The organism is Sulfitobacter sp. HNIBRBA3233, assembly GCF_040149665.1.
Taxonomy (GTDB): domain Bacteria; phylum Pseudomonadota; class Alphaproteobacteria; order Rhodobacterales; family Rhodobacteraceae; genus Sulfitobacter; species Sulfitobacter marinivivus.
In genome coordinates this window covers 254654-280164 of sequence record NZ_JBEFLP010000002.1, presented here as the reverse complement: position 1 = coordinate 280164, position 25511 = coordinate 254654, and the positions used below count along the sequence as shown (strand labels likewise).

Below are 25511 nucleotides of genomic sequence, written 5' to 3'. Positions count from 1 at the left end.
GTAGATAGCACGGGCGACGGCGACCGCCGCCCAGCCATTTGTCGCAGTGTCAGAGCGCCAGCCGCGCGATGGCGAAGATGGCCACAGCCGCCGCACCGTAGCTGATGCAGGTCATCACGATCAGCGCGATTTTCTGCGCGGGGCCGTGCACATAGTCCTCGATCAGCGTTTGCACACCGTCGTTGAAATGCTTGAAACCTACGGCAAAGGTCAGCGCCGCGATGATCGCGGGGGTGGGCCGGCTGTAGTAGGCGACGATTTCCTCGTATGTCCCGCCAAGTGCTGCGCCGAAGGTAAAGACGAACAGCGGGATCAGGATCAGCAGCGCGACGGAGCTGACTTTCATCGCCCAGAAATGCGCTGTGCCGCTTTTGGCAGAGCCAAGTCCGGTGGCGCGCTTGCGGTCGGTCATATATGCCATGTGAGCCTCCTTAAACGGCGATGACGGTCACGAGGGTCAGGAACACCGACCCGCCAAGACACGCCCAGCCCAGTTTTTCTGCGGTGGGGATATCCATCGCGACGGCATTGTCCCAGATCAGGTGCCGGATGCCCGCCAGCGTGTGGTACCACAGACCGAGGACCGACAGGAACATCACCAGATCACCGAACCAGCTGGTCAGCACGGCATTCGCGGTCGCGAAGTAATCGGCATTCGTTGACGCGGCGAGAAACCACCACACGATCAACAGCGCACTGATCAGCAGGGCGTTGCCCGTGATCCGCGTGAGAATGGAGGTCATCGAGGTCAGCTGCGGGCGATAGATCGTCAGATGCGGTGACAGCGGGCGGTTGCCCCGGTTCACATCGGCCATATCAGGCTCCTTTCTGGCTACTTGGCTTTAGTGATAGCGGTTTTTTTCCGACTGTCACGCGGGCAAGGCGGAAATACGCGGACTGTTACCGCTATTTTTCAGGATTTTTTCGCGGCGCGGGCGGTTCCGGGCATATTGTGATCACTAGATTTGTTTTTGTGATCACACATATGCTGCCTCAACCGAATGAGGTGACTGCGCGGCCCCGCCGGATGCCCCGCCAAACGCCTCCCGACCGTGAGTCGGGCATCCGTGATCACAGCCCTCCGCACAGCGGGCCTCTAACGAAAAAAGGCGGACCGAACAGATCCGCCTTCTTCGAATTTTGTATGCAGCCGCCTTATGCGAGGCTGTCGTCGATCCCTTTGCAGGCCTCGACAAGGCCCTTCACCGCGTTCACGGAATTGTCGAACATGGACTGCTCTTCCTTGTTCATCGAAATCTCGACGACTTTCTCGACACCGCCAGCGCCGATCACTGTCGGAACGCCGACATAGAAACCGTTCAGGCCGTAGGCGCCATCGACGTATGCGGCGCAGGGCAGCACACGTTTCTGGTCTTTCAGATAGGCTTCGGCCATTTCGATCGCCGATGTGGCTGGCGCGTAGAAAGCGGAACCGGTCTTCAGCAGGCCGACGATCTCGGCGCCGCCGTCGCGGGTACGCTGAACGATCGCGTCCAGTTTCTCCTGCGTGGTCCAACCCATCTTGACCATGTCGGGGAGCGGGATACCGGCAACGGTGGAATACCGTGTCAGCGGCACCATCGTGTCGCCGTGACCGCCCAGAACAAAGGCCGTCACATCGCGCATCGACACTTCGAACTCTTCCGCGAGGAAATGGCGGAAGCGCGCCGAATCAAGAACACCCGCCATGCCGCAGACTTTTTCGTGCGGCAGACCGGAGAATTCGCGCAGGGCCCAAACCATCGCGTCGAGAGGGTTGGTGATACAGATAACGAATGCGTTCGGTGCGTGGGCTGCGATTCCCTCGCCCACGGACTTCATGACTTTCAGGTTGATGCCCAGAAGATCGTCGCGCGACATGCCCGGCTTGCGGGCGACGCCGGCTGTCACGATGCAGACGTCGGCGCCCGCGATATCCGCGTAATCCTGCGTGCCGGACATTTTCGCGTCAAAGCCTTCGGACGGGCCGGATTCGGCGATATCGAGCGCTTTTCCTTCTGGCGTGCCCTCGGCAATGTCGAACAGAACGACGTCGCCGAGTTCCTTGATTGCAGCGAGATGGGCAAGTGTGCCCCCGATTTGCCCGGCGCCGATAAGCGCGATCTTGGGTCTGGCCATGTGCAGGTCTCCGATTGAGTTTGCGTTGACCGCGGGCTTAAACCTTCATGTGCAGTCATGCAAGTTGCCGCTGCGCACGCGCAACCGAAACTGAAACCCATGGGAGCGTCCGACTGGGCCCGTATCAGTTGTCGGACTTCACCTCTTCGCTTTCGGCGTCATTCGCGCCGTCGCTTTCGATGATCTCTTCGTTCGACACGTCGTCGGCTTCACCCTTTTCTTCGGCCTCGTCGGGGATCCCGACTGTCGCCTGATCGTCTTCGGTGTTCACATCGCTCAGCTCGGCATCGCGGGGCTGCCCATCCTCGGTTGCCGCTTCATCCGATGCGTCGATGGACGTGCCGTTGGGGGCCTCATCGCCCTCCATCTCGTCCGCAGGCTGTGCTTTGTCGATGGACGCGTCCTCGTCCTGACCGACGATTGTCGGGTCGTCCTCCTGCGCTGCGGCGGTATCGCCGTTGTCTGTGCTTTCTTGGGCGGAAGCCTCGTCTTCGGCTGTGTCGTCACCTGCTGCTGTGTCATCTGCGGTCTCTGCCGGCGCGTCGCCCGCGTCCGCGTTCTCTTCACCGGTTTCGCCGGATGCTGCGTCCTGATCCGCTTCGGCGGCGTCATCCGCACTCGCGTTTTCCGCCGCGCCCTCGTCGGTAGAGGTCTCTTCCGCTTCGGTCTCGGCAGCTTGCTCATCCGCTGGCGCACTGTCGTCGCCGGATGCCATTGTATCGCTGGTTTCTTCTTCCGCGGCGGTTTCTTCTTCGTCAGCCTCTTCACTGTCGGCTTCTTCGTCACCGGCGTTATCCGCAACACTCTGGATGTCGAACTTGTTGAACCGTGGCGCGTTATCGAGGGTTTCCTCATCGGTGAAGATCACGAAGTATTTGTCACCGCGCACATCTGTCACGACGGTCAGGCCGTCGATCCCCGCAGACACTTCGCGATCGGCCAGCCCCCAGAATCCCCCGACACTCATGATCAGCGCTTCGACGGCACCGTCCGAATTGATCACCACATCCTTCACCGTGGCAATGCGTTCAAAGCGGTTCGCCCCGTCCAGCGGCATCGGCTCGTCGGTTTTGGGCTTGCCGCGGAAGTTATAGACGGGCTCACCGATCATATCGCCGACCAGCAGGCTGCTTTCGTTCATCTTTACAACGCCGACTTCGGTCTGCACGGATTGGGCCGTGGCAGGGACGGCAAAGGCGAGAACGAGGGCGGTGGAAGTCAGCAGGCGTTTCATGGGGTGGCTCCTTGCAGCGGATCGTGCGAATTTGTGTTGCGCCAAGATGAACGTTATGCGCGGTGGTTCGGTTCCAGCGCAAACTAGGTGCGCGGACAGGGTTTCAAGGGGCTGGGATGCTTAACCTCGATCTGTGGTTCTTTGCGATTGCCGGACCGGCGGTCATCTTTGCCGGTATCTCCAAAGGGGGCTTCGGATCGGGCGCTGCCTTTGCGGCCTCGTCGATGCTGGCGCTTGTGGTGGAGCCTGCCATGGCGCTGGGGGTGATGCTGCCGCTGCTGATGCTGATCGATGCCGCCACCCTGCGACCCTACTGGGGCCGCTGGCGCCTGCGCGAAGCGATGATCCTCATACTCGGCGGCCTGCCCGGTGTGGCACTGGGCGCGATGCTGTTTCGTGTCGCATCGCCCGATCTGCTGCGGCTGCTGATCGGTCTGGTGTCGGTGGGGTTTGTCCTGTGGCAGATCGCGTCGCGGTCGGGCAAGCTGAAGCTTGGCACGCGCCCGATGCCCGACTGGGGCGGTGGCATCGCGGGTCTCACGGCGGGTTTCACCAGCTTCATCAGCCACGCGGGCGGCCCGCCTGCGGCGGTGTTCCTGCTGGCCCGCGGTCTGGACAAGACCGCGTATCAGGCCACGACAGTACTGGTGTTCTGGGCCATCAATATCGCCAAGTTCATTCCCTATGCCGCGCTTGACATGTTCACGCAGGCCACGACACAGGCCAATCTCGCGCTGGCGCCCTTCGCGCTGCTGGGCGCATGGCTGGGCGTGCGGGCGCATCGCATCGTGCCCGAACGGTTGTTTTTTGCGGTCACCTACGTGGCGCTGACCGCGACCGGTCTGAAACTGATCTGGGACGGTCTGACCTGAGGCGAACGCTGCGCCCGGCGGTCGGCCGCGGAAAAGAGGAGCCGCGCGTCAAAGGTGCGCGCGGCCCCGCTGTGCGCGGTCAGGCCGGGTCGCCCGCCGCCGGCAGGCTTTCCGTGACTGTCTCGAAAGACTGGCCCGAGGCCACAAGACAGCTGAGCCCGGTGGGCAGCGTCACCAGAATGGTCCAACTGCCCGTCGCGTCGGAGGCGAAGACCTCCACCATGCGGTTGCCCGAGCCGAGGCCGATTGACTGGCGGGTCTCGCCATAGCCGCTGGCGAGGCGTTCGACCACAAGGTCCCGGGGCCCGCAGTTTCGCTGCCCCTGCGCGCTGGCCCCGCTGCTCCAGGCGATCAGGATCGCCGACGCGGTGGTCAGCGCGGCAAGATGAATAAATTTTGCAGTACGTGTCATGTCAGTGCCTTTCCAGAGGTCAGGCGGCGCGACGTGGTTATGGCCCCTCCGGCGCATCAGCCGGTGAAACACGGGCGCCCCCGGTATGAAACTTCGCTGCATGACGCTGCATCGCCTATGCCGGCGGCCCAGCCGGCGCGCTCCCCTTCGGATCATGCCCCCCGACTGTTGCCGATGAGATTTAAATTCCGGGTTAACGCCGCGTCCGCTGCCGTTGCGGCCCGTATTTTCGCCGCAGCGCGGCGCAAAGGGGCTTGAAGTTTTCGTCCAGAAATGCCCCTTTGCGCGCAACTTTGTTTCGTCAATCCCGTGATACCATTCAGGAGTTCCCATGCCCTCCATTGCCCGCCCCCTGCGGTCCGTCCTCTACATCCCCGGCTCCAAGCCCCGCGCGCTGGACAAGGCACGCGGACTGGCTGCCGATGCGATCATCTTCGATCTTGAGGACGCCGTGATTCCCGAAGAGAAAGTCGCCGCGCGCGATACCCTGCGTGTCGCCTTGGCCGAAGGCGGCTACGGCAGCCGCATGAAAATCATCCGGATCAACGGGCTCGACACCGAATGGGGCGCCGACGATGCAGCTGCCGCCGCCGAAATGGGCGCGGAGGCAATCCTGCTGCCAAAGGTGAACGCGCCCGCCGATCTAGACGCGCTCGCGAAGATCTGCGGCGATATCCCTCTGTGGGCCATGATGGAGACGCCTCTGGGTCTGCTGAATGCCGCCGCCATCGCCGCGCACCCCAAGTTGCAGGGCATGGTCATGGGGACAAACGATCTGAACAAGGATTTGCAGACCCGTACCCGGACCGACCGCCTGCCCCTGATGACGGGCCTTGGCCTGTGTGTGCTGGCGGGCAAGGCGCATGGCGTGGCGCTGATCGACGGGGTGTATAATGCCTTCAAGGACGACGAGGGGCTGAAAATCGAATGCGATCAGGGCCGTGACATGGGCTTTGACGGCAAGACGCTGATCCACCCCGCGCAGCTTGATGTCGCCAACGCGGCGTTTTCGCCGTCCGCCGAAGAGGCCGATCTGGCGCGCCGCCAGATTGCCGCATTCGAGGAATGCGAGGCCACCGGTCAGGGTGTTGCAGTGGTTGACGGCAAGATCGTCGAGAACCTTCATGTTGCAACCGCACGCGAAACGCTGGCAAAACTCGAAGCGATCGAAAAGCTCAAGGCGGAATAGACCATGACCCTTCTCATCCTCGGCCTGCTTCTGTGGACCCTCGCACATTTCTTCCGGCGTCTGGCACCGCAGGCGCGGTCGCGCCTTGGCAATGCAGGCAAAGGCGCGGTCGCGGGGGCCATCGTGCTGGCGCTGTTGCTGATGATCTTCGGCTACCGCTGGGCCGAATTCATTCCCGTCTGGACGCCTCCCGCGTTTCTTGTGCATGTCAACAACCTGCTGATGGTCGTGGCCCTGTGGGTCTACGGATCGAGCGCGGCCAAGGGGGCCAAGGCCTGGCCCGCCTACAAAACCCGCCACCCACAATTGCTGGGGTTCAAGATCTGGGCGTTCGCGCATCTGCTGGTCAACGGCGATCTGGCGTCGATCGTGCTGTTCGGCGGGCTTCTGGCCTGGGCCGTGGCCGAGGTTATCGTGATCAACCGCACCGAGCCCGACTGGACACCACCGCAACCGGCGGGCGCGCGCACCTACGTGCGTCTGGCGATCATCACCGTCGTTCTTCTGGTGCTCATCACATCGGTCCACTACGCGCTTGGCGTGTCCCCCTTCGCCTAAAGGTCTGACAAAATGAAACTTTACCGCTTCCTCTCAGAAGAGGATACATCCGCTTTTTGCCATAAGGTTACCGATGCGCTGAACAAGGGCTGGGAGCTTTACGGCACACCGACGCAAACGTGGGACCACGCGGCAGGCGTGATGCGCTGCGGTCAGGCCGTCACCAAAGAGGTCGACGGCACCTACACACCCGACACCAAACTGGGGGCACATTGAGCATGGCGAGCAAGACAAACGCAGGCCGGTTTTTCGAGGACTACGCTGTCGGTCAGGTCATCGACCATGCGGTGCCGCGCACATTGGGGAACGGCGAACGCGCGCTTTATCACGCGCTCTATCCCGCCCGCCATGCGCTCTATTCATCCGACGCTTTCGCCCAATCGTGCGGCCTGCCCGGCAGCCCTCTCGACGATCTGATCGCCTTTCACACCGTGTTCGGGAAAACCGTTCCGGACGTGTCGCTCAATGCCGTGGCCAATCTGGGCTACGCGCAGGGGCGCTGGCTGAAACCCGTCTTCGCCGGTGACACGCTGCGTAGCCGATCCGAAGTGATCGGGCTGAAGCAGAATTCGAACGGTCGCACCGGCGTCGTCTACGTGCGCACCACCGGCCTGAATCAGAGCGGCGACACGGTTCTGGAGTATGTGCGCTGGGTCATGGTCCGCAAACGCGATGCCGACGCCCCTGCCCCCGAAACGGTTGTGCCCGACCTGCCGGATGCCATTGCAGCCGCCGATCTGGTCATTCCCGAAGGACTCGATTTCACCAACTACGATTTCGATCTGGCAGGAGAGCCGCACCGGCTGGGCGACTACGCGGTGGGCGAAACGATCGACCACGTCGACGGTGTAACCATCGAAGAGGCCGAGCACATGATGGCCACGCGGCTGTGGCAGAACACCGCGAAGGTTCATTTCGATACCTCCGCCCGCCCCGACGGCAGCCGCCTGATCTATGGCGGACACGTGATTTCGATGGCGCGGGCCCTGTCGTTCAACGGTCTGGCAAACGCACAGATGATCGTCGGCCTCAACGGTGGCGCACATGCGAATCCCTGCCTCGCCGGGGATACGGTACGCGCGTGGTCGGAAGTGCTGGAGATTGCCGAAACTCCCGCACCCGGCGTTGGCGCGATCCGCCTGCGGCTTGTGGCGACCAAGGGCGGCGCGCCCTTTGCGCTGCGCGGCGAGGATGGCAAATATCTCTCCGATGTGCTGCTCGATCTCGACTACTGGGCGCTGATGCCGACCTGAGGCCGACCTGAGGCCGAAGCCCGCCTTGATCTGGGTCAAGGCACAGGATCGCCAGCACATTACCCTGATCCTCACACACCAGAGGAGATACGTAATGTTCCGGAAAATCCTGTTAGCCTACGATGGCTCGGACCACGCCGAAGCCGCGCTTGCGACTGCGGCGGGTTTGTCGAATGCGCTCGGTGCCGATCTGCATGTGGTACATACACCGCAGCTGGATACCCCGCCTGTCGTTTTGGGCCCCTACGTCAGCCAGCTGGGCACACCGCCGACGCAGGCGGAATACGACGCAGTCGGCGCCAAGATGATCGAAAGGGTCCGCACCGCCGCCGACGCACATGGCGTGCGCGTCAAGGGCGCGCATGTCGGGCACGGCGCGCCCGCGGATTACATACTGGCGACTGCAAAAGACATTGATGCGGACCTGATCGTAATGGGCAGGCGCGGGCTGGGCGCGGTAAAAGCTCTCGTGCTGGGGTCGATCAGCCACGCGGTGGCCCACCGAGCAACCTGCGCCTGTCTGACTGTCGTCTAAAGTGGCTCAGAAGCATTCTGCGGCAACGCACCGAAACGTATGGCCGCTGCCAAGTGCATTTATCGTCAAGATGTGCAAAACTTCTGACAAATCTTACATGTCCACGAAAATCGTTGGTTTTGTGATCACACGTTTTGGGTGTGTGATCACAAATGTCGCTTTGGGCTGGATATTCCCGAGAAGTGCTGGAAACTGCTGCACGAGCAATTCCTAGAAGGGCGCATATCTGCGCCCTGCCCACCACAAACGGGACCGTTTCCAAATGAACATCCACGAATACCAGGCCAAAGCCCTCCTGCGCAGCTATGGCGCTCCAGTCTCTGACGGGCGTGTCGTACTGAAAGCCGAAAACGCAAAGAACGCGGCAGGCGAACTCGATGGGCCGCTTTGGGTGGTCAAGGCGCAGATCCACGCGGGCGGTCGCGGCAAGGGCAAGTTCAAGGAAGCCGATGCCGGCGAAGCAGGCGGCGTTCGTCTGACCAAATCCGTCGAAGAGGCTGCGGAAGAAGCGAAAAAGATGCTTGGCCGCACGCTCGTCACGCATCAGACCGGCCCAGCGGGCAAGCAGGTCAACCGCGTCTACATCGAGGACGGTTCCGGCATCGAGACCGAATTGTACCTCGCACTGCTGGTGGACCGCCAGACATCGCGCGTGGGCTTTGTCTGCTCGACCGAGGGTGGCATGGACATCGAGGAAGTCGCCGCATCCACTCCGGAAAAGATCGTGAGCTTCTCCGTCGATCCGGCGACCGGTTTCCAGCCGTTCCACGGCCGCCGAATCGCTTTTGCGCTGGGTCTCGAGGGAAAGGCCGTGAAGCAGTGCGTCGGCCTGATGGGCACGCTCTACAAAGCGTTCATCGAAAAAGACATGGAAATGCTGGAAATCAACCCGCTGATCGTGACCGACGGCGGCGACCTCAAGGTGCTGGACGCCAAGGTCAGCTTTGACGGCAACGCGATTTACCGCCACGGCGATATCGCGGAACTGCGCGACACGACCGAAGAAGACCCCAAAGAGCTTGAAGCGTCGAAGTACGACCTGAACTACATCGCGCTCGACGGTGAAATCGGCTGCATGGTCAACGGTGCGGGCCTCGCGATGGCGACGATGGACATCATCAAGCTTTATGGCGCGGAGCCTGCGAACTTCCTCGACGTGGGCGGTGGCGCCACGAAAGAGAAAGTTACCGAAGCGTTCAAGATCATCACGTCGGACGAGAACGTCAAAGGCATCCTCGTGAACATCTTCGGCGGCATCATGCGGTGTGACGTCATCGCCGAAGGCGTGGTCGCAGCGGTGAAGGAAGTTGGCCTCAAGGTGCCGCTGGTGGTTCGCCTCGAAGGCACGAAGGTCGAAGAGGGCAAGGCCATTATCAACAATTCCGGCCTCGACGTGATTGCCGCCGACGATCTGAAGGACGGTGCCGAGAAGATCGTGAAAGCGGTCAAGGGCTGAGACAATGGCGCGGCGCGCCTGGGTGTGCGCCGCGCTGTCTTGCCATCGACACGCAGCTTAAGGAGCCATCGCGATGTTGGACCCCGATCATCATACCCCCTTCCCTTCCTCGCCCGTGATTGCGGGTATTGCTCTTTTGGGCACGGCAGTGCTGTTGCGGAACTGGCAGCCGGGCGCGCTGGACCTGCCCGAAGCCGATAGCGATCGCCCCCACCGCGACCGCGGTGCACGCCGTGCCGCCCGCAAGGCGCGCGACGGCATTGCCGCCATCATGCCGCGCAACCTGACTCGTTCCGTGGCACGGTCCCTGATGATCGTCGGCGCGTCCCTGATCCTGATGCGTGCGCTCGACGAGCTGGTCGAGGACGAAGAGTCGCTGTTCTGATGCATTCCCTCCGCCGCCTCTGCCTGACGACCTGCGCCCTGTCATTGGGGATCGCGGGCGGCGTGCGTGCGGATGCGGCGGCGTTGCAGGCTTTCGCCGACCATTGTTTCAGCCCGTACCTGACCGCCGAGACGGCGCAGGATGCCCTTTCGTCAGAGGGCGTGCGGATTGATTTTTACGACACGCGGCCCTTCTCTTCGGCGGAGCCGTCGCCTCCGGCGGGCCGCCCGGCGACGCCCGGCACCGACCGCCGTTGCGAGGTCGCCTTCGATGGCACCGCCACGGACGCAGGGATCGCAGCTGTCGCATCGGGCCTGTCGCGCGAGGGAATTACCGCCGAAACAGACGTGCCCGCGGGGTTTCCCGCGCTCGACACCAGCGCCTTTGTCGCCGCGCGGCTGCTAAACCCCCGCCGCATCGCGGTGGTGCAGGTCGGCACCCGCCCCGGCCCCCACGGGACCGAGACCTATCTCAATGTTGAACGGCTGGACCCGCTGCCGAACGGGGTGCGCCCGTGATGCGCCCGGCCTTCCCTTCCTTCCGAGCCGACGCGCTGATCGCCGCTGCACTGCTGCTGATCTTCGCGCGGATGCTCGGTGTGGCGCTGCTGTCCGAACCCTCTCAGGCGGTTCTGCTGATGGAGGGGGGCATGATCGAGAGCGCATCGGCGCTCGGCTATGGCGTCTGCATAGCGCTTCTCTTCTGGCTCTGGCCCGCCGGCATGGTGCGTCGCAGATTCTATTTTCCGGTCCTGCTTGCCGTATTCGCGGCACGCGAACTCGATCTCGACAAGATCCCCTTTACCAAGGGCCTTTTCAAATCCAGCCAGTATCTCGGCGATGGCGTTCCGTTGACCGAGGTGATTGTCTCCGGCCTGCTGCTGGCCGCGATCATCGCGACCGTTCTGATGCTGCTGCTGCGCGAAACGGGTCCCTTCTTGTCCGGCCTGCGCAGCCGCGACCGCGCGTCCATCGCCACGGCGGCTGGCATCGCCTTCATCTTCTTCTACAAGGCCATCGACGGGCTCGCCCGCAAACTCGAACCTTTCGGCATCCGGATCAGCGATGCGCTGAACCGCAACCTGTCGGTGATCGAGGAGGTCGGCGAACTCGGCATTCCGGTGATGTTCGCAATCGCGATCATTCTCGCGGCCCAGAAATACGCAGGAGCGCAGTTTTGAATGGCCCTCCCCGCTCCCTTTGCGCGTTGCCCGGACGGGCGACGCCATCCTCACCGCGCATCTACGCAGACTTGAATTGAACTAAGAGAAAGCACCCAAGACTATGGCCGTACTCGTCAACGAAAACACCAAAGTCATCTGTCAGGGCCTCACCGGCTCGCAGGGCACATTCCACACCGAACAGGCCATCGCCTACGGCACGAAGATGGTCGGCGGCGTCACCCCGGGCAAGGGCGGACAGACGCACCTTGACCTGCCGGTCTACAATTCGGTGCATGAAGCCAAGGCAAAGACCGAAGCGAATGCATCCGTGATCTACGTGCCGCCCCCATTCGCCGCCGACTCCATTCTGGAAGCGATCGACGCCGAGATGGAGCTGATCGTCTGCATCACCGAAGGCATTCCGGTGCTCGACATGATGAAGGTGCAGCGCGCCCTCGAAGGGTCGAAGTCGCGCCTGATCGGGCCGAACTGCCCCGGCGTCATCACGCCAGACGCCTGCAAGATCGGCATCATGCCCGGCCATATCCACAAACGCGGCACCTGCGGTGTTGTCTCGCGCTCCGGCACGCTTACCTACGAGGCTGTGAAACAGACGACAGACCTCGGCTACGGCCAATCTTCCGCGGTGGGTATCGGCGGTGACCCGATCAAAGGGTCCGAGCATATCGACATTCTCGAGATGTTCCTCGCCGACGACGAAACCCATTCGATCATCATGATCGGTGAAATCGGCGGCACCGCCGAGGAAGAGGCCGCGCAGTTCCTTGCCGACGAACGCAAGAAGGGCCGCTGGAAACCCACCGCCGGTTTCATCGCGGGCCGCACCGCCCCTCCGGGCCGCCGCATGGGCCACGCAGGCGCGATCGTTGCCGGTGGCAAGGGCGACGCGGAAAGCAAGATCGAAGCGATGCGCGAAGCGGGCATCGTGGTGGCCGATAGCCCCGCCACACTGGGCGAAGCTGTGAAAGCAGCCATCGAAAAGGCCTGAGCGCCTCACAAGGCGGGCCTTGGCCCGTCCTGACGCGCGCGGGGCTCCCCGCGCGCTGCGACCTCCAACCGTTCCGTGATCTCGAGCGAGGCCTCACAATGACCGACCAACCTGCAAACGACCAGTTCCACGCATCCTCTTTCATGCAAGGCCATAACGCCGAGTATCTGGAACAGATGTACGCGCGCTATGCCAGTGACCCCAGTGCGGTCGACGAGGCGTGGCAGGAATTCTTCCGCCAACTGGGCGACGAGGAAAAACAGGTCAAGGCCGAAGCCTCGGGGCCAAGCTGGGCGCGCACCGACTGGCCGCCCATGCCGGGCGACGATCTGACCGCCGCGCTGACCGGCGAATGGCCGGTCGAGGCGAAGGCCGCCGGAAACAAGATTGCCGAGAAGGCAAAGGAAAAGGGCGTCGAGGTCTCCGACGACCAGATCAAGCGCGCCGTTCTCGACAGTATCCGCGCCCTGATGATCATCCGCGCCTACCGTATCCGGGGCCATCTGGCCGCCGATCTGGATCCGCTGGGCATGCGCGAGACGAAGACCTATGACGAGCTCGACCCGAAATCCTACGGCTTTGCCGATGGCGACATGGACCGCCCGATCTTCATCGACAATGTGTTGGGCCTTCAGGTGGCCAGCATGCGCCAGATCGTCGACATTCTGAAAACCACCTACTGCGGCACGTTTGCGCTGCAATACATGCATATTTCGGACCCAGAACAGGCCGCGTGGCTGAAAGAGCGGATCGAAGGCTACGGCAAGGAAATCCATTTCACCCGCGAGGGCCGCAAGGCGATCCTGAACAAGCTGGTCGAGGCGGAAGGGTTCGAGAAATACCTGCACGTCAAATACATGGGCACGAAGCGCTTCGGCCTTGATGGCGGCGAAAGCCTGATCCCCGCGATGGAGCAGATCATCAAGCGCGGCGGACAGCTTGGTCTGAAGGATATCGTGGTGGGGATGCCCCACCGTGGCCGTCTTTCGGTGCTCGCCAACGTGATGCAAAAACCCTACCGCGCGATCTTCAACGAATTCCAGGGCGGCAGCTTCAAGCCCGAGGATGTCGATGGATCGGGCGATGTGAAATACCACCTCGGGGCGTCGTCGGACCGTGAATTCGACGGCAATACCGTGCACCTCAGCCTGACCGCGAACCCCTCGCACCTCGAGGCGGTGAACCCCGTGGTGCTGGGCAAGGCCCGCGCCAAGCAGGACCAGTTGAACGACAAGGACCGCACAGCCGTGATGCCCTTGCTGCTGCACGGCGATGCGGCGTTTGCCGGTCAGGGCGTTGTTGCGGAATGTTTCGCGCTCTCGGGCCTGCGCGGCCACAAGACCGGCGGCACCATGCACATCGTTGTGAACAACCAGATCGGGTTCACCACCGCGCCGCATTTCTCGCGGTCCTCGCCCTACCCCACCGACAACGCGCTGGTGGTCGAGGCACCGATTTTCCACGTCAACGGTGACGATCCCGAAGCCGTGGTGCACGCCGCCAAGGTCGCGACTGAGTTCCGCCAGAAGTTCCACAAGGACGTGGTGATCGATCTGATCTGCTACCGCCGCTTCGGCCACAACGAGGGGGACGAACCGATGTTCACAAACCCCCTGATGTACAAGAAGATCAAGAAGCAGAAGACGACACTGACGCTTTACACAGACCGTCTGGTCAAGGACGGCTTGATCCCCGAGGGCGAGATCGAGGACATGAAGGCGCAGTTTCAGGCGCGCATGGCCGACGAATTCGAAGCCGGCAAGGAATACCGCCCGAACAAGGCCGACTGGCTCGACGGGAAATGGTCCCACCTCGATCGCGAAGGCGAACGCTACGAACGTGGCGAAACGGCGATCAAGCCCGAAACGCTCGAGGATGTCGGACGCGCGCTCAGCACGGTTCCCGATGATTACCCCGTTCACAAGACGGTCAGCCGCCTGATGGAGGCGAAGGCCAAGATGTTCGAAAGCGGCGAAGGCTTTGACTGGGCCACCGCCGAGGCGCTCGCCTTCGGTTCGCTCCTGACCGAAGGCTACAAGGTGCGCCTCTCGGGGCAGGATTCCGCACGCGGCACGTTCAGCCAGCGGCACTCGGCCCTGATCAATCAGGAAACCGAGGAGCGGTATTACCCGCTCAACAACATCCGCAAGGGTCAGGCCGAATACGAAGTCATCGACTCGATGCTCAGCGAATACGCGGTTCTGGGATTCGAATACGGCTACAGTCTCGCCGAGCCCAACGCCCTGACGCTCTGGGAAGCACAGTTCGGCGATTTCGCCAACGGCGCGCAGATCATGTTCGACCAGTTCATCAGCTCCGGCGAAAGCAAATGGCTGCGGATGTCGGGCCTCGTATGCCTCATGCCCCACGGCTACGAGGGACAGGGCCCCGAACACTCATCCGCCCGGTTGGAGCGGTTCCTGACAATGTGCGGCGGCGACAACTGGATCGTGGCAAACTGCACCACGCCCGCGAACTATTTCCACATCCTGCGCCGCCAGCTGCACCGCGACTACCGCAAACCGCTGATGTTGATGACGCCGAAATCGCTGCTGCGTCACAAGCTAGCGGTCAGCAAGGCCGAGGAGTTTACCACCGGCTCGTCCTTCCACCGCGTGCTCTGGGACGATGCCCAGCAGGGCAACTCCGACACCACGCTGGTCGCGGATGACAAGATCAAGCGCGTCGTGATGTGTTCGGGCAAGGTCTACTACGACCTTCTGGAAGAACGCGATGCGCGCGGGATCGACGATGTCTACCTTCTGCGCTTCGAGCAGTTCTATCCCTTCCCGGCGCAATCTGCCGTGAAAGAGCTGGAGCGGTTCAAGAACGCGGAAATGGTCTGGTGCCAGGAAGAGCCTAAGAACCAGGGCGCCTGGACCTTCATCGAACCCAACCTCGAATGGGTGCTGGAGCGCATTGGCGCCAAACAGACCCGTCCCATCTATGCTGGCCGTGCCACTGCGGCCTCTCCGGCGACAGGTCTGGCCAGCCAGCACAAAGCACAACAAGAAGCGCTCGTGAATGAAGCGCTGACAATCAAAGGATCCTGAACCGATGAGTAGCGAAGTCCGCGTGCCCACACTGGGCGAATCCGTAACCGAAGCCACCGTTGCCACATGGTTCAAGAAGCCCGGCGATACCGTCGCCGTCGACGAAATGCTGTGCGAACTGGAAACCGACAAGGTCACCGTCGAAGTTCCGTCGCCGGTTGCAGGCAAGCTTGAAGACATCATCGCGCAGGAAGGCGAAACCGTCGGCGTCGATGCGCTGCTTGCCACCGTTGCCGAAGGCGACAGCGGCAGCGACGCGGCCCCGAAAGCCAAGGAAGCCGCCCGTGAGGACGACGCCAAGGGCCAAGCCCCCCGCGACGCCGTCGAGGGCGAAGATACGGCGCACGCCGATGAAGGTGGATCCGGCGGCAGCGACGTCGATGTCATGGTTCCGACCCTCGGCGAAAGCGTCTCCGAGGCGACCGTGAGCACATGGTTCAAGAAAGTCGGCGACACCGTTGCGCAGGACGAAATGCTCTGCGAGCTTGAAACCGACAAGGTTTCGGTCGAGGTACCCGCCCCAGCCGCGGGGACGCTGACCGAAATCCTCGCCGAGGAAGGCAGCACCGTCGAGGCATCGGCAAAGCTCGCCGTGATCAGCTCGGGCGACGGTGCCAAGGCATCGGCCCCCGCCCACGAAGAAGCCCCCGCCCCGGCCGCCAAGAAGTCGGAAAGCAGCGGCAAGGATATCGAGGATGCTCCCTCGGCCAAGAAAGCGATGGCCGAAGCGGGACTGAGCCGCGATGACGTCACCGGCACGGGCCGCGACGGCCGCATCATGAAAGAGGACGTGGCCAAGGCACTGGAAGCCGGCAAATCCGCCCCCGCAGCGGCACCTGCCCAAGCGCCCCGCGCGCCGGTTTCGGCCGATGATGAAAGCCGCGAGGAACGGGTAAAGATGACCCGCCTGCGCCAGACCATCGCCAAGCGCCTGAAGGACAGCCAGAACACCGCCGCGATGCTGACCACCTACAACGAGGTCGACATGACCGAGGTCATGGCGCTGCGCAACGAGTACAAGGACCTGTTCCTGAAGAAGCACGGCGTGAAGCTGGGCTTCATGTCCTTCTTCACCAAGGCCTGCTGCCACGCGCTGCGCGAGGTTCCCGAGGTCAACGCCGAGATCGACGGCACCGATGTGGTTTACAAGAACTTCGTCCACATGGGCATCGCTGCGGGCACCCCGCAGGGGCTTGTTGTGCCGGTGATCCGCGACGCGGATTCCATGTCCTTTGCCGAGATCGAAAAAGCGATCGCCGACAAGGGCGCGCGCGCCCGCGACGGCAAGCTCAGCATGGCCGAAATGCAGGGCGGCACCTTCACCATCTCCAACGGCGGTGTCTACGGCTCGCTCATGTCCTCGCCGATCCTGAACCCGCCGCAGTCCGGTATTCTGGGCATGCACAAGATTCAGGACCGCCCGATGGCGATCAACGGAGAGGTCGTGATCCGTCCGATGATGTACCTAGCACTCAGCTACGATCACCGTATCGTGGACGGCAAAGGCGCCGTGACCTTCTTGGTCCGGGTCAAGGAAGCGCTGGAAGATCCACGGCGTCTGTTGATGGATCTGTAACCTGTCAGGGGCGGGCCTTTGGCCTGCCTCTTCACCCCGAAAGGCTCCTGTACCATGACCGAACTCGAAGCTCTCGTCGCCTACGGCCTTCTTACCGCACTTACTGTCGTCTGGCAGGCAACCGGATCGCTCGGTCAGCTGGGCATCGCGTACCTGATGGGCGCGCGCGATGAACAGCGCCCCGTCAAGGGCGTTGCCGCGCGGCTGAACCGTGCGCTGAACAATGCCATCACCGCAATGGCGCTGTTCGCACCTGCTGTGCTGCTGATCCTTGTCACCGACCAATCCACCCCCGCGTCCACGCTGGCCGCCACGGTGTTCTTCATCGCGCGCCTGATCTATCTGCCCGCTTACGCCTTCGCGATCACCGGCGTGCGCACCCTCGCCTGGGCTGCCGGTTTTGCCGCCACCGTGTCGCTCTATCTGCTTGCCCTGTAACGGAAGGTCCGACCCATGCAAATGATCTGCCACTTCGAGGTGAGCGATTTCACCAAATGGAAAACGGCGTTCGACGCGGATCACGAGGCGCGACGGGACGCCGGACTGGGCGTGCTGCAAATCTGGCGTGACGCCGACAGCACCAGCCACGCTTTCGTTCTGCTGTCGGTCAACGACCGCGACCGCGCGCAGGCGTGGATCAAACGCTCGGACGCGCTGAAGGGCGACGACGGCGGCACCGTCAGCGACGAAAGCTACTACTTCATCGAGACCGCCTGATGACCGCTGAACTGACCGCACTTACGCTCGCGGCGCTGCTGCAATGCGTGCAGTTCGCGCTTTATGCTGTGCCGGCAAATCGCGAGCTTGGCCCGGGCTATACCATGTCGGCGCGCGACCGCGATCCGTCCCGCAGCCTCTCGGACAAAACCGCGCGGCTGGGCCGGGCCTTCGACAACCATTTCGAGGGGCTGATCCTTTTCGCCATCGCCGTCGGTGTGGTGCAGATGTCGGGACAGAATACCGCACTGACCGCCGCTTGCGCCTGGGCGTATCTGGTCGCGCGGGTCCTTTATGTGCCTGCCTATGCCTTCGGCCTGCGCCCCTGGCGCTCGCTGATCTGGATGGTGGGATTCTTCGCTACGCTCATTATGCTGCTCGCAGCACTTTTCTGACCAAACGGTAGGGGGCGGCCCGCGATCCGCATTTGCCGCCCGCACCACCGAAATACTGTCCAAGGAGGACCCTATGTCCGCATATGACGTCATCATCATCGGTTCCGGCCCCGGCGGCTACGTCTGCGCCATCCGCTGCGCGCAACTGGGCCTGAAAACCGCCTGCGTCGAGGGGCGCGAAACACTGGGCGGCACCTGCCTCAACATCGGGTGCATCCCGTCGAAGGCGCTGCTGCACGCCAGCCACATGCTGCACGAGGCGGAACACAACTTTGCCGAAATGGGCCTGAAGGGCAAAAGCCCCTCGGTCGACTGGCAGCAGATGCAGAAATACAAACAGTCCACCATCGACAGCAACACCGGCGGCATCGAATTCCTGTTCAAGAAGAACAAGGTCGACTGGATCAAGGGCTGGGCCAGCATCCCCGAAGCGGGCAAGGTCAAGGTCGGCGACGAGATCCACGAGGCGAAGAACATCGTCATCGCCTCCGGGTCCGAACCAGCAACCCTGCCCGGCGTCGAGATCGACGAGAAAGTCGTGGTCAGCTCCACCGGCGGGCTGTCGCTGGGCAAGGTGCCAAAGAAGATGGTTGTCATCGGCGCGGGCGTGATCGGGCTTGAGCTCGGCTCCGTCTACGCGCGGCTCGGCTCCGAGGTGAAGGTGATCGAGTACCTCGATCATATCACCCCCGGCATGGACGCGGAGATCAGCAAGCAGTTCCAGAAAACCCTGAAGAAGCAGGGGCTGGAATTCATCCTCGGCGCAGCCGTGCAATCGACCGAAGCGACCAAGCAGAAGGCCAAGGTGACCTACAAGCTGCGCAAGGATGACAGCGAACACACGCTGGACGCCGATACCGTGCTCGTTGCCACCGGGCGCAAACCCTATGTCGAGGGGCTGGGTCTGGACGCGCTCGACATGATCATGACGAAGCGCGGGCAAATCCAGGTCAACGATCAGTGGCGCACGTCAGTCGACGGGGTATATGCCATCGGCGACGTGATCGAAGGCCCGATGCTGGCCCACAAGGCCGAGGACGAAGGCATGGCCGTGGCCGAACAGATCGCCGGTCAGCACGGGCACGTAAACTACGGCGTGATCCCCGGTGTGATCTATACCCACCCCGAAGTCGCCAACGTCGGCATGACCGAAGAGCAACTGAAAGAAGCGGGCCGTGACTATAAGGTCGGCAAGTTTTCCTTCATGGGCAACGCCCGCGCCAAGGCAAATTTCTCGGGCGACGGCTTTGTGAAAATGCTGGCCGACAAGGAAACCGACCGGATCCTGGGATGCCACATCATAGGTCCGGCGGCGGGCGATCTGATCCATGAGGTCTGCGTCGCGATGGAATTCGGCGCCTCGGCGCAGGATCTTGCGATGACCTGCCACGCCCACCCGACCTATTCCGAAGCCGTGCGGGAGGCCGCTCTGGCCTGTGGTGACGGTCCGATCCACATGTAAGCGGTGGTGCCCACGCAGGCACAGACAAAGCCGGGCCCATCTGATGGGTCCGGCTTATTCGTTCAGGCGGGTTATGCAGATCAGGCGCTAAAGGGCGCACCGCGCAGCGACCGGATCACTCCGGCGTATAGAGATGCGCGACATTGGTTTCGGCCAGCAGCCGGTCGGACGCCTCTTCGACGCGGTTCTCCAGCAGCCGCATGAACTCGGCTTTCGGCAGGCCCGGCTCGATCGGCTCCAGAAACTCCACAACCGCCACGCCGGGCCGACGGAACAATCCGCGGCGCGGCCAGAAAACCCCTGCATTGGTCGCCGCCGGCACGCACTTCTGGCCCAGCTGGTCGTAAAGCGCAGCGGTACCGACCTTGTAGGGGACCTTCAGGCCAGGACGGACCCGCGTGCCCTGGCTGTAGATGACGATCTGTCCCGGCTCGCGGCGGCCTGCCTCGACCTCCTCCACCATCTTCTGGATCGCGCGGCCGCGCTTGCCCCTGTCGACAAAGATCATCTCCATCCGCTTGACGTACTGGCCGATCACGGGGGCCCATTTCAACTGGTTCTTCATGATGAACTTGGGCAGCGGCAGCGCATTGTAGATCATGATGATGTCGAGAAACGACTGGTGCTTGGCCGCGATCAACGTCTCGCCCTGCGGAATGTCACCGCGTATTTCGCAGCGCAGCCCGACCATCCAGCGCGCGGACCACATCACATACCGCGCGTAGGCCCGACAACCAGCGTAGGCGCCGCGCTTCGAGAACATGGCCCAAGGCGCGTAGGCCAGCCCGATGACCGGCATCGACAGCGTCGCGTTGAGCGAGAACAGGATCGACCGGATCCATTGCAAGATGATCACGAAAGCTCCTCCAGAGTGCTGCGTGCGGCGCGGCGGGTGGCGAAAAATGCGACCCCGGCAGCCAGCGGCGGAATTGTCAGCGGTATCAGCCAATGCCAGCCCCTAAAGCCGAGCCCGGTCAGAAAGCTTGCCGTCTCGTCACTGCCGCCGGGCATCAGAAGCACCGCGATCAGCCCTAGCGCAACGCCCCCTGCAGCCCCCGCAAGGGTGCGCAGGGTGAAACGCCGGATGAAGGCATGGGCGATATAGTCATCCGTGGCCCCCACCAGCCGCAGCACGGCAATGACCTGCGCATTGGCGGCAAGTGCGGCGTTGGCGGCCAGGGTGACCATCGCACCGGTCACCAGCACGATCAGCAGGATCGACACCACGCCGAGGCTGCGCAGCCGTGCCGCCGCGTCCACCAGCGGCTCGCGCCAGCGCGAGTGATCGTCCAGAACCGCGCCCGGCACCTCGGCGGCCAGCCTCAGGCGCAGGCCGGCGGCATCCATGCCTTCGGCGGTTTCGATAACCTCGATCAGGCGCGGCACCGGCAGCGCGTCCAGCGCCAATTCCGCCCCGAACCACGGGGCAAGCAGAGCGGCCTGTTCGTCGTCGCTGAGCGCGCGGGCGGTCTGCACCCCGCGCGTCGTCTCGAGGATGCGCAGGGCCGCGCCGGTCTGGGCCTGCTGCTGGTCATCGGGTGCAGCGATCCGGATCGTTGCCGACCGGCCCAGTTCTTCGCCCCAGCGGTCGGCAAGCCGCCCCGCCGCCAGTGACAGCGCCAGCGCGAAAACCGCGAGGAAGGCCATCGCGCCGGCGGCAAAAACCGTCAGCTGCGCGGTAAAGCCCGAAGGCGGGACAACCCTGTCGGCCTGAGCGTCGGACGACCAAGTCCCGCGCAGCAGTTTACGCAGCTTCTTCACAGATCCGCCCCCGCCAGCTGGATACGCCGGTTTGCGATCCGCAGGACCCGCGCCTGTACATGCGCCTTGGTCGCGCGGATCAGGCTCAGATCATGGGTGGCGACCAGCACGGTCTTGCCCATGCGGTTCAGCTCGATCAGCAGCCGCAGCAGGCGCTGTGACATGTCCCAGTCGACGTTTCCCGTAGGCTCGTCGGCCAGAACCACATCGGGCGACATGATCACCGCGCGCGCAAGTGCGGCGCGCTGCCGCTCGCCCCCGGACAATTCGGGCGGTATCGCGTTGGCGCGGTCGGTCAGCCCCACCCAGTGCAGCAGATCGGACAGGTCCTCGCGCGCGGCCTCGGCATTGCGACCCGAGACATTCAGCGGCAAGGCCACGTTCTCATGCACCGGAAGGTGATCCAGAAACTGGCAATCCTGATGCACGACCCCCACGCGGCGGCGCAGCAGCGCAACATCGTCGCGGCTCAGCCCGCGCACATCGGAATCGAACAGGCGGACGTTGCCCGCCGTGGGTAACAGCGCCCCGTAGCACAGCTTCATCAAGGTGGTCTTTCCCGACCCAGAGGGACCGGTCAGAAAATGGAACGATCCCGGTGCGAGCTTCAGCGAAATATCCGAAAACAGCTCGCCCCCGCCGTAGCTATAGGCCACATTTTCCAGCTCGATCACGCGCCGCCCCTTTTTGCTGTGCCTGTTGTGCCGCAGCACCAGCCCGGTTTCAATCCTTTGCAGCCAACGGCTACAGGCCAAATTACGCTTTTCGCATCTGGTCTTACAGCCTATGCTGTTCGTTAACGAGCAAATACAGAGCATAAACTGATGCTGCGGGGCGAAAGATGAGGCTGATCTGTCCGAATTGCGATGCGCAATACGAAGTGCCAGATGACGTGATGCCTGCGACCGGTCGGGACGTGCAGTGTTCCAACTGCGGTCAGACGTGGTTTCAGCACCACCCCGACCATGCTCCTGCCGAATTGCCCCAAGACGACCCTGTCACCGCCGACGACGAGGAGGTCGCGCCACCGCCGCCGCCCCCTCCGCCCGCGCCGGAGCCAAAGCGCAAGCAGCTTGACCCTGCCGTAGCCGACATCCTGCGGCAGGAGGCCGAGGCCGAACAGGCCGCGCGCCGCGCCGGCCAGAGCGGTGGCGGCCTGGAAAGCCAGCCCGATCTCGGCCTTGATGCCGAACCGCAACCGCGCAAGGAAGAAGCCGACCGCCGCGCCCGCGAGGCACGCGAGAGAATGGCCCGCATGCGTGGCGAGGATCCCGACGAGCTTGCCGTCGAAGATGCGGAGGCCAGTGCCGCAGGCCTCCGGTCACGCCGCGATATGCTGCCCGATATCGAGGAGATAAACTCGACATTGCGGGCCGGTGCCTCGGGCGGGAACGACGCCGCCCAAGAGGACGCGCCACGCATAGACGCACCGACCCACCAGCGCAAGCGGCGCGGTTTCCGCACCGGTTTCCTGACCGTGGTGCTGATCTTTATCGTCTTGTCTGCTATCTATATTCTCGCGCCGCGTCTTGCGACATCCGTACCCGCACTGGCGCCGCCGCTGGCGGCCTATACCTCTGCCGTGGATCGCGGACGTATCTGGATCGACACCCAGATCAGGGGTGTTCTGGAGGGCTCCGGCGCCGAAGGCGCAGGCGGCAGCTGATCGCGCCTGTACCGCTGGCCGGTACAGATCAGAAACGATCCAGCAGACGCCTGAGGTATTCCAGTTCGATCTCGGGCCGCCCCGCCTCGCCGGAACGGCGGCGGATTTCATCCAGCAGTTCGCGCGCGCGCCCGTAGGCATCCGGGTTGAGATCGGCACGTTCATCGCTGCCGGTGGCGCCGTTGGTCCCCTGACTGCGGCCGAGTGGATCCTCGCTCTGGGCGCGGCGGTCGCTTTCCTGAGTTCCCTGTCCGGGCTGCTGGTTCTGTTGTTCCTGCGCCATCGCCTCGCCCAGCGACCGCATCCCCTCGCGCAATGCTTCCATCGCCTGCGACTGGTTGTCGATCGCGCCGGGCAGATCGCCTTCGCGCAGGTCCTGCTCGGCCTCGTCCATCGCGCGGCCCGCACGGTCCAGCGCGTCCCGCGCGGCCTCTCCTTCGGCAGAGCCTTGCCCCGGCAGGCGACCCTGCTGTCGGCTCAGCTCATCCCGCAGCTGCTGCTGGCGCTCGGCGAGGGATTGTTCCTGGCCCTGACCCTCGCTCGGACTCTGTTCGCCACCACCGCTTTCGCCGCGCTGTTGCCCTTCCTGACCCTCGCCTTGGCCCTGCTGGCCTTCGTGGTTCTGGCCACGTCCCTGTCCGCCGTTGCGCCCCTCGTTCCCCTGGGACTCGCCGGCCTGGGCGCCGGGATTGAACTGCTCCTGCAAATCGCGGAATGCCTGATCGCTCAGCCCTTGCTGGTTGCGCAGGGTTTCGGCCAGACCTTCCATCGCCTGCTCGCCCGGCGATTGACCGCCCTGCCCCTGCTGGCCTTGCGTGACCTGCATGTTCTCCATCATCTCTTGCAACTCGCGCAGGGCCTGTTCGGCCTCGGCCATGCGGCCCTGTTCCATTAGTTCCTGAATGCGGTCCATCAGGCGTTGCAGGTCGTCCTGCGTCATCTGCATGGACTCGCCCTGCTGTTGCTGGCCCTGCTGCTGTTGCCCGTCATCCTGACGCTGCGCCTGCTCGCGCTGCAATTGCTGCATGTACTCTTCGGTGGCGCGGCGCAATTCCTGCATCAGCTCGGCGATTTCCTCGTCCGAGGCACCGTTCTTCATCGCCTCGTTCAGTCGCTCCTGCGCGCGGCGCATCCGTTCGCGCGCATCGTCCAGATCGCCCTCCTCCAGCTCAAGCGCCAGATCCCACATATCCTTGGCAATCTCATTCTGGGTTTCGGGGTCGAGCCCGTATTTCGCGTGCATCTCCAGCCGGTCGATCAGCTTGCGCAGACGCAGCGCGGTGGTTTGCGCGCGGAACACATCGTCGGGCAGATAGCTGACCGCCCGCAGGACCTGTGCCGTCCGGCCAAGGTTCTCCCTGCTCCACAGGATATCGCGGCGCATCTCGATCACCGAAGCCGCGACCGGATCGAAGAACCTGCGCCCCGGCAAGGTCATCTGCATCGGTGCCGTCTGTCCCATCTGCTCTGCCGCATCCAGCGCGGTCATTGCGACAGTCACCGGCAGGTTCGCCCAGGGATGCTGGGAGAAATCATCCACCAAATTTTCTTCGAAACCGGCGCGATCGCCCGAGATCGGCAGCGGCAGCGGCACGACGATTTCGGGACGCGGCTCGGGGTCCACACTCAGCCCGTACCGGCGCTCTACCGCCGGGAGGTCCAGCGCAAAGCGCGCCTCGCCCGCTTCCACGCCGTAGTCATCCTTTGCCGCGAAGGGCAATTGCATCTCGCCCATGGCCGCCACGTCCGGCGCGCCGAGAATGGTGATTTCCGGAGCCTCATCCGCACGCACGGCAACGGACCATGCGCGGCCGCCCGGTCCCTCGATCGCGATCTCGCCATCGCTCAGAACCTTGAAATCGAAGGCCGTCTGCGGCGGCGCATCGTCTTCGCCCGCATCCGGCGGATCGGCGCGGCCCGATACCGCCTCGCTCAGGGTCAAGGCGCCCGGCTCGCCGTAAAAGCGCACGGTGATCAGTGTGCCGACCGGCAGGGTCAATTCGCCCGCCGCAAGATCGTTGAGGTAGAACGTGGGCTTGCCCGTATAGCGCGGCGGTTCTGCCCAGCCTTCCCAGACCGGCCCGCTGGCCAAAGTGGCCTCTGCGCCCCGCGCCATGTCGTCGATGGTACCAACCCGCCAGATCGAGCCGAACGCCAGCGCGACCATGAACCCGAGGGCGGCAACGTAGCGCAACGCATAGGGGTCGCGCGACGACACCCGCAGATCGCCCGGCACCGCTTCGGCGCGGGCAGCGCGTTCGGCCATGCGGCGCTTGTGGGCACGCCACACCGCCGCTGATGCCGCATCGCTGTCCCCGATTGCCTGATCGTCCAGCAGTGCCGTGATGGGCCGTCCCGGCAGGCTCCGGTCGAGCCGCATCATCGCGTCCAGCTCGGACGGCATGGACAACCGGCGCAGGGCGTAGATCAGAGACCATAGCGCCAGCGCCACGGTAAGCCCGCCAACGGCCCACAGAGCCTCTAGCGGGATCACCTCGTGCAGGCCCAGCATGGCAGCGGCCAGCGCCACCAGAACGACGCTCAGCAGCGGCCAGAGCGCGCGCACCGCGACTTCGGCACGCATTCCCCAGCGGGTCAGCGCCAGCGGCCGGCGCAGCCGGTCCATCGTGCGGGTCAGATCGTCGGGGGTAAAGGAAGTCATGCGCGCCTCGCTCGTCGGGCCAAGGCGCGACACGCG

At 63.5% G+C, this 25511-nt stretch carries 27 protein-coding genes; 18 read left to right on the top strand and 9 right to left on the bottom strand.

Translation table 11 applies throughout. The features are described 5' to 3' along the window. Positions 1-49: 49 nt before the first annotated feature. The 4 genes from sdhD to ABMC89_RS14555 all read right to left on the bottom strand — a co-directional run bounded on the left by sdhD (position 50) and on the right by ABMC89_RS14555 (position 3352). Positions 50-421 carry a succinate dehydrogenase, hydrophobic membrane anchor protein gene (sdhD, locus tag ABMC89_RS14570; RefSeq protein WP_349569175.1) on the bottom strand — a complete coding sequence of 124 codons (372 nt, stop codon included), beginning with the start codon at positions 419-421 and terminating at the stop codon, positions 50-52. 10 nt (positions 422-431) lie between these two features. Then, the gene (sdhC, locus tag ABMC89_RS14565) at positions 432-815 is read right to left on the bottom strand and encodes a succinate dehydrogenase, cytochrome b556 subunit (protein ID WP_349569173.1); all 384 of its coding nucleotides are present in this window, start codon (positions 813-815) and stop codon (positions 432-434) included. 340 nt (positions 816-1155) lie between these two features. After that, positions 1156-2118 (bottom strand): malate dehydrogenase, encoded by a 963-nt coding sequence (gene mdh, locus ABMC89_RS14560; RefSeq protein ID WP_349569171.1) that lies wholly within the window; start codon positions 2116-2118, stop codon positions 1156-1158. Positions 2119-2242: 124 nt separating this feature from the next. Then, positions 2243-3352: a PRC-barrel domain-containing protein gene (locus ABMC89_RS14555; RefSeq protein ID WP_349569169.1), complete on the bottom strand. Its 1110-nt coding sequence runs from the start codon at positions 3350-3352 to the stop codon at positions 2243-2245. A 116-nt stretch (positions 3353-3468) separates the two neighbouring features. Here ABMC89_RS14555 and ABMC89_RS14550 point away from each other — a divergent pair, with 116 nt between their 5' ends. Then, positions 3469-4224: a sulfite exporter TauE/SafE family protein gene (locus ABMC89_RS14550; RefSeq protein WP_349569167.1), complete on the top strand. Its 756-nt coding sequence runs from the start codon at positions 3469-3471 to the stop codon at positions 4222-4224. A gap of 79 nt (positions 4225-4303) precedes the next feature. On the opposite strand, the gene ABMC89_RS14545 is transcribed toward ABMC89_RS14550, so the two are convergent. Then, entirely contained in the window at positions 4304-4636 is a 333-nt protein-coding gene (locus ABMC89_RS14545) for a hypothetical protein (protein WP_349569165.1), read from the bottom strand. A 331-nt stretch (positions 4637-4967) separates the two neighbouring features. Between ABMC89_RS14545 and ABMC89_RS14540 the strand changes: the two genes are divergently transcribed. The 16 genes from ABMC89_RS14540 to lpdA all read left to right on the top strand — a co-directional run bounded on the left by ABMC89_RS14540 (position 4968) and on the right by lpdA (position 19386). Next, positions 4968-5825 (top strand): HpcH/HpaI aldolase/citrate lyase family protein, encoded by an 858-nt coding sequence (locus tag ABMC89_RS14540; RefSeq protein WP_349569163.1) that lies wholly within the window; start codon positions 4968-4970, stop codon positions 5823-5825. Between the two features lie 3 nt (positions 5826-5828). Then, positions 5829-6383, top strand: a complete 555-nt coding sequence (locus ABMC89_RS14535; protein ID WP_349569161.1) for an NnrU family protein — start codon at positions 5829-5831, stop codon at positions 6381-6383. 12 nt (positions 6384-6395) lie between these two features. Beyond that, positions 6396-6599, top strand: coding sequence for a DUF1737 domain-containing protein (locus ABMC89_RS14530; protein WP_349569159.1), 204 nt, complete (start codon positions 6396-6398; stop codon positions 6597-6599). A gap of 2 nt (positions 6600-6601) precedes the next feature. Further along, positions 6602-7636 (top strand): MaoC family dehydratase, encoded by a 1035-nt coding sequence (locus ABMC89_RS14525; protein ID WP_349569157.1) that lies wholly within the window; start codon positions 6602-6604, stop codon positions 7634-7636. Positions 7637-7730: 94 nt separating this feature from the next. Continuing rightward, a complete protein-coding gene (locus ABMC89_RS14520) occupies positions 7731-8171 on the top strand; it encodes a universal stress protein (protein ID WP_349569155.1) in 441 nt (146 codons plus the stop codon). Positions 8172-8433: 262 nt separating this feature from the next. Further along, on the top strand, positions 8434-9627 hold the full coding sequence (gene sucC / locus ABMC89_RS14515) for an ADP-forming succinate--CoA ligase subunit beta (RefSeq protein WP_349569153.1): 1194 nt from the start codon (positions 8434-8436) through the stop codon (positions 9625-9627). Between the two features lie 73 nt (positions 9628-9700). Beyond that, a complete protein-coding gene (locus ABMC89_RS14510; protein ID WP_349569151.1) occupies positions 9701-10012 on the top strand; it encodes a hypothetical protein in 312 nt (103 codons plus the stop codon). Further along, complete coding sequence (locus tag ABMC89_RS14505; protein WP_349569149.1) at positions 10012-10530, top strand: succinyl-CoA synthetase subunit beta; 519 nt, start codon at positions 10012-10014, stop codon at positions 10528-10530. The genes ABMC89_RS14510 and ABMC89_RS14505 overlap by 1 nt, the downstream gene beginning before the upstream one ends. Further along, on the top strand, positions 10530-11192 hold the full coding sequence (locus ABMC89_RS14500) for a hypothetical protein (protein ID WP_349569147.1): 663 nt from the start codon (positions 10530-10532) through the stop codon (positions 11190-11192). Before ABMC89_RS14505 ends, ABMC89_RS14500 begins: the two co-directional genes overlap by 1 nt. A 103-nt stretch (positions 11193-11295) precedes the next feature. Next, positions 11296-12183, top strand: coding sequence for a succinate--CoA ligase subunit alpha (sucD, locus tag ABMC89_RS14495; RefSeq protein WP_349569145.1), 888 nt, complete (start codon positions 11296-11298; stop codon positions 12181-12183). A gap of 98 nt (positions 12184-12281) precedes the next feature. After that, the gene (locus ABMC89_RS14490; RefSeq protein ID WP_349569143.1) at positions 12282-15236 is read left to right on the top strand and encodes a 2-oxoglutarate dehydrogenase E1 component; all 2955 of its coding nucleotides are present in this window, start codon (positions 12282-12284) and stop codon (positions 15234-15236) included. Positions 15237-15240: 4 nt separating this feature from the next. Continuing rightward, positions 15241-16812, top strand: coding sequence for a 2-oxoglutarate dehydrogenase complex dihydrolipoyllysine-residue succinyltransferase (odhB, locus tag ABMC89_RS14485; RefSeq protein WP_349569141.1), 1572 nt, complete (start codon positions 15241-15243; stop codon positions 16810-16812). A gap of 54 nt (positions 16813-16866) precedes the next feature. Beyond that, the gene (locus ABMC89_RS14480; protein ID WP_349569138.1) at positions 16867-17250 is read left to right on the top strand and encodes an MAPEG family protein; all 384 of its coding nucleotides are present in this window, start codon (positions 16867-16869) and stop codon (positions 17248-17250) included. Positions 17251-17265: 15 nt separating this feature from the next. Beyond that, positions 17266-17529, top strand: a complete 264-nt coding sequence (locus ABMC89_RS14475) for a hypothetical protein (protein WP_349569136.1) — start codon at positions 17266-17268, stop codon at positions 17527-17529. Further along, on the top strand, positions 17529-17924 hold the full coding sequence (locus tag ABMC89_RS14470; RefSeq protein WP_349569134.1) for an MAPEG family protein: 396 nt from the start codon (positions 17529-17531) through the stop codon (positions 17922-17924). The genes ABMC89_RS14475 and ABMC89_RS14470 overlap by 1 nt, the downstream gene beginning before the upstream one ends. Positions 17925-17997: 73 nt before the next feature. Continuing rightward, on the top strand, positions 17998-19386 hold the full coding sequence (gene lpdA, locus ABMC89_RS14465; protein ID WP_349569132.1) for a dihydrolipoyl dehydrogenase: 1389 nt from the start codon (positions 17998-18000) through the stop codon (positions 19384-19386). 115 nt (positions 19387-19501) lie between these two features. Here lpdA and ABMC89_RS14460 read toward each other — a convergent pair whose 3' ends face one another. The 3 genes from ABMC89_RS14460 to ABMC89_RS14450 are packed head-to-tail and all read right to left on the bottom strand — an operon-like array spanning position 19502 to position 21821. Further along, positions 19502-20236 carry a lysophospholipid acyltransferase family protein gene (locus ABMC89_RS14460; RefSeq protein ID WP_349569707.1) on the bottom strand — a complete coding sequence of 245 codons (735 nt, stop codon included), beginning with the start codon at positions 20234-20236 and terminating at the stop codon, positions 19502-19504. Between the two features lie 2 nt (positions 20237-20238). Further along, on the bottom strand, positions 20239-21147 hold the full coding sequence (locus tag ABMC89_RS14455) for a cell division protein FtsX (protein ID WP_349569130.1): 909 nt from the start codon (positions 21145-21147) through the stop codon (positions 20239-20241). Further along, on the bottom strand, positions 21144-21821 hold the full coding sequence (locus tag ABMC89_RS14450) for a cell division ATP-binding protein FtsE (protein ID WP_349569128.1): 678 nt from the start codon (positions 21819-21821) through the stop codon (positions 21144-21146). Before ABMC89_RS14450 ends, ABMC89_RS14455 begins: the two co-directional genes overlap by 4 nt. Positions 21822-21988: 167 nt before the next feature. Between ABMC89_RS14450 and ABMC89_RS14445 the strand changes: the two genes are divergently transcribed. After that, positions 21989-22813, top strand: coding sequence for a zinc-ribbon domain-containing protein (locus ABMC89_RS14445; protein ID WP_349569126.1), 825 nt, complete (start codon positions 21989-21991; stop codon positions 22811-22813). A 28-nt stretch (positions 22814-22841) separates the two neighbouring features. Here the strand turns inward: ABMC89_RS14445 and ABMC89_RS14440 are convergent, their stop codons facing one another. Beyond that, entirely contained in the window at positions 22842-25475 is a 2634-nt protein-coding gene (locus ABMC89_RS14440; protein ID WP_349569124.1) for a TIGR02302 family protein, read from the bottom strand. Positions 25476-25511: the final 36 nt, after the last annotated feature.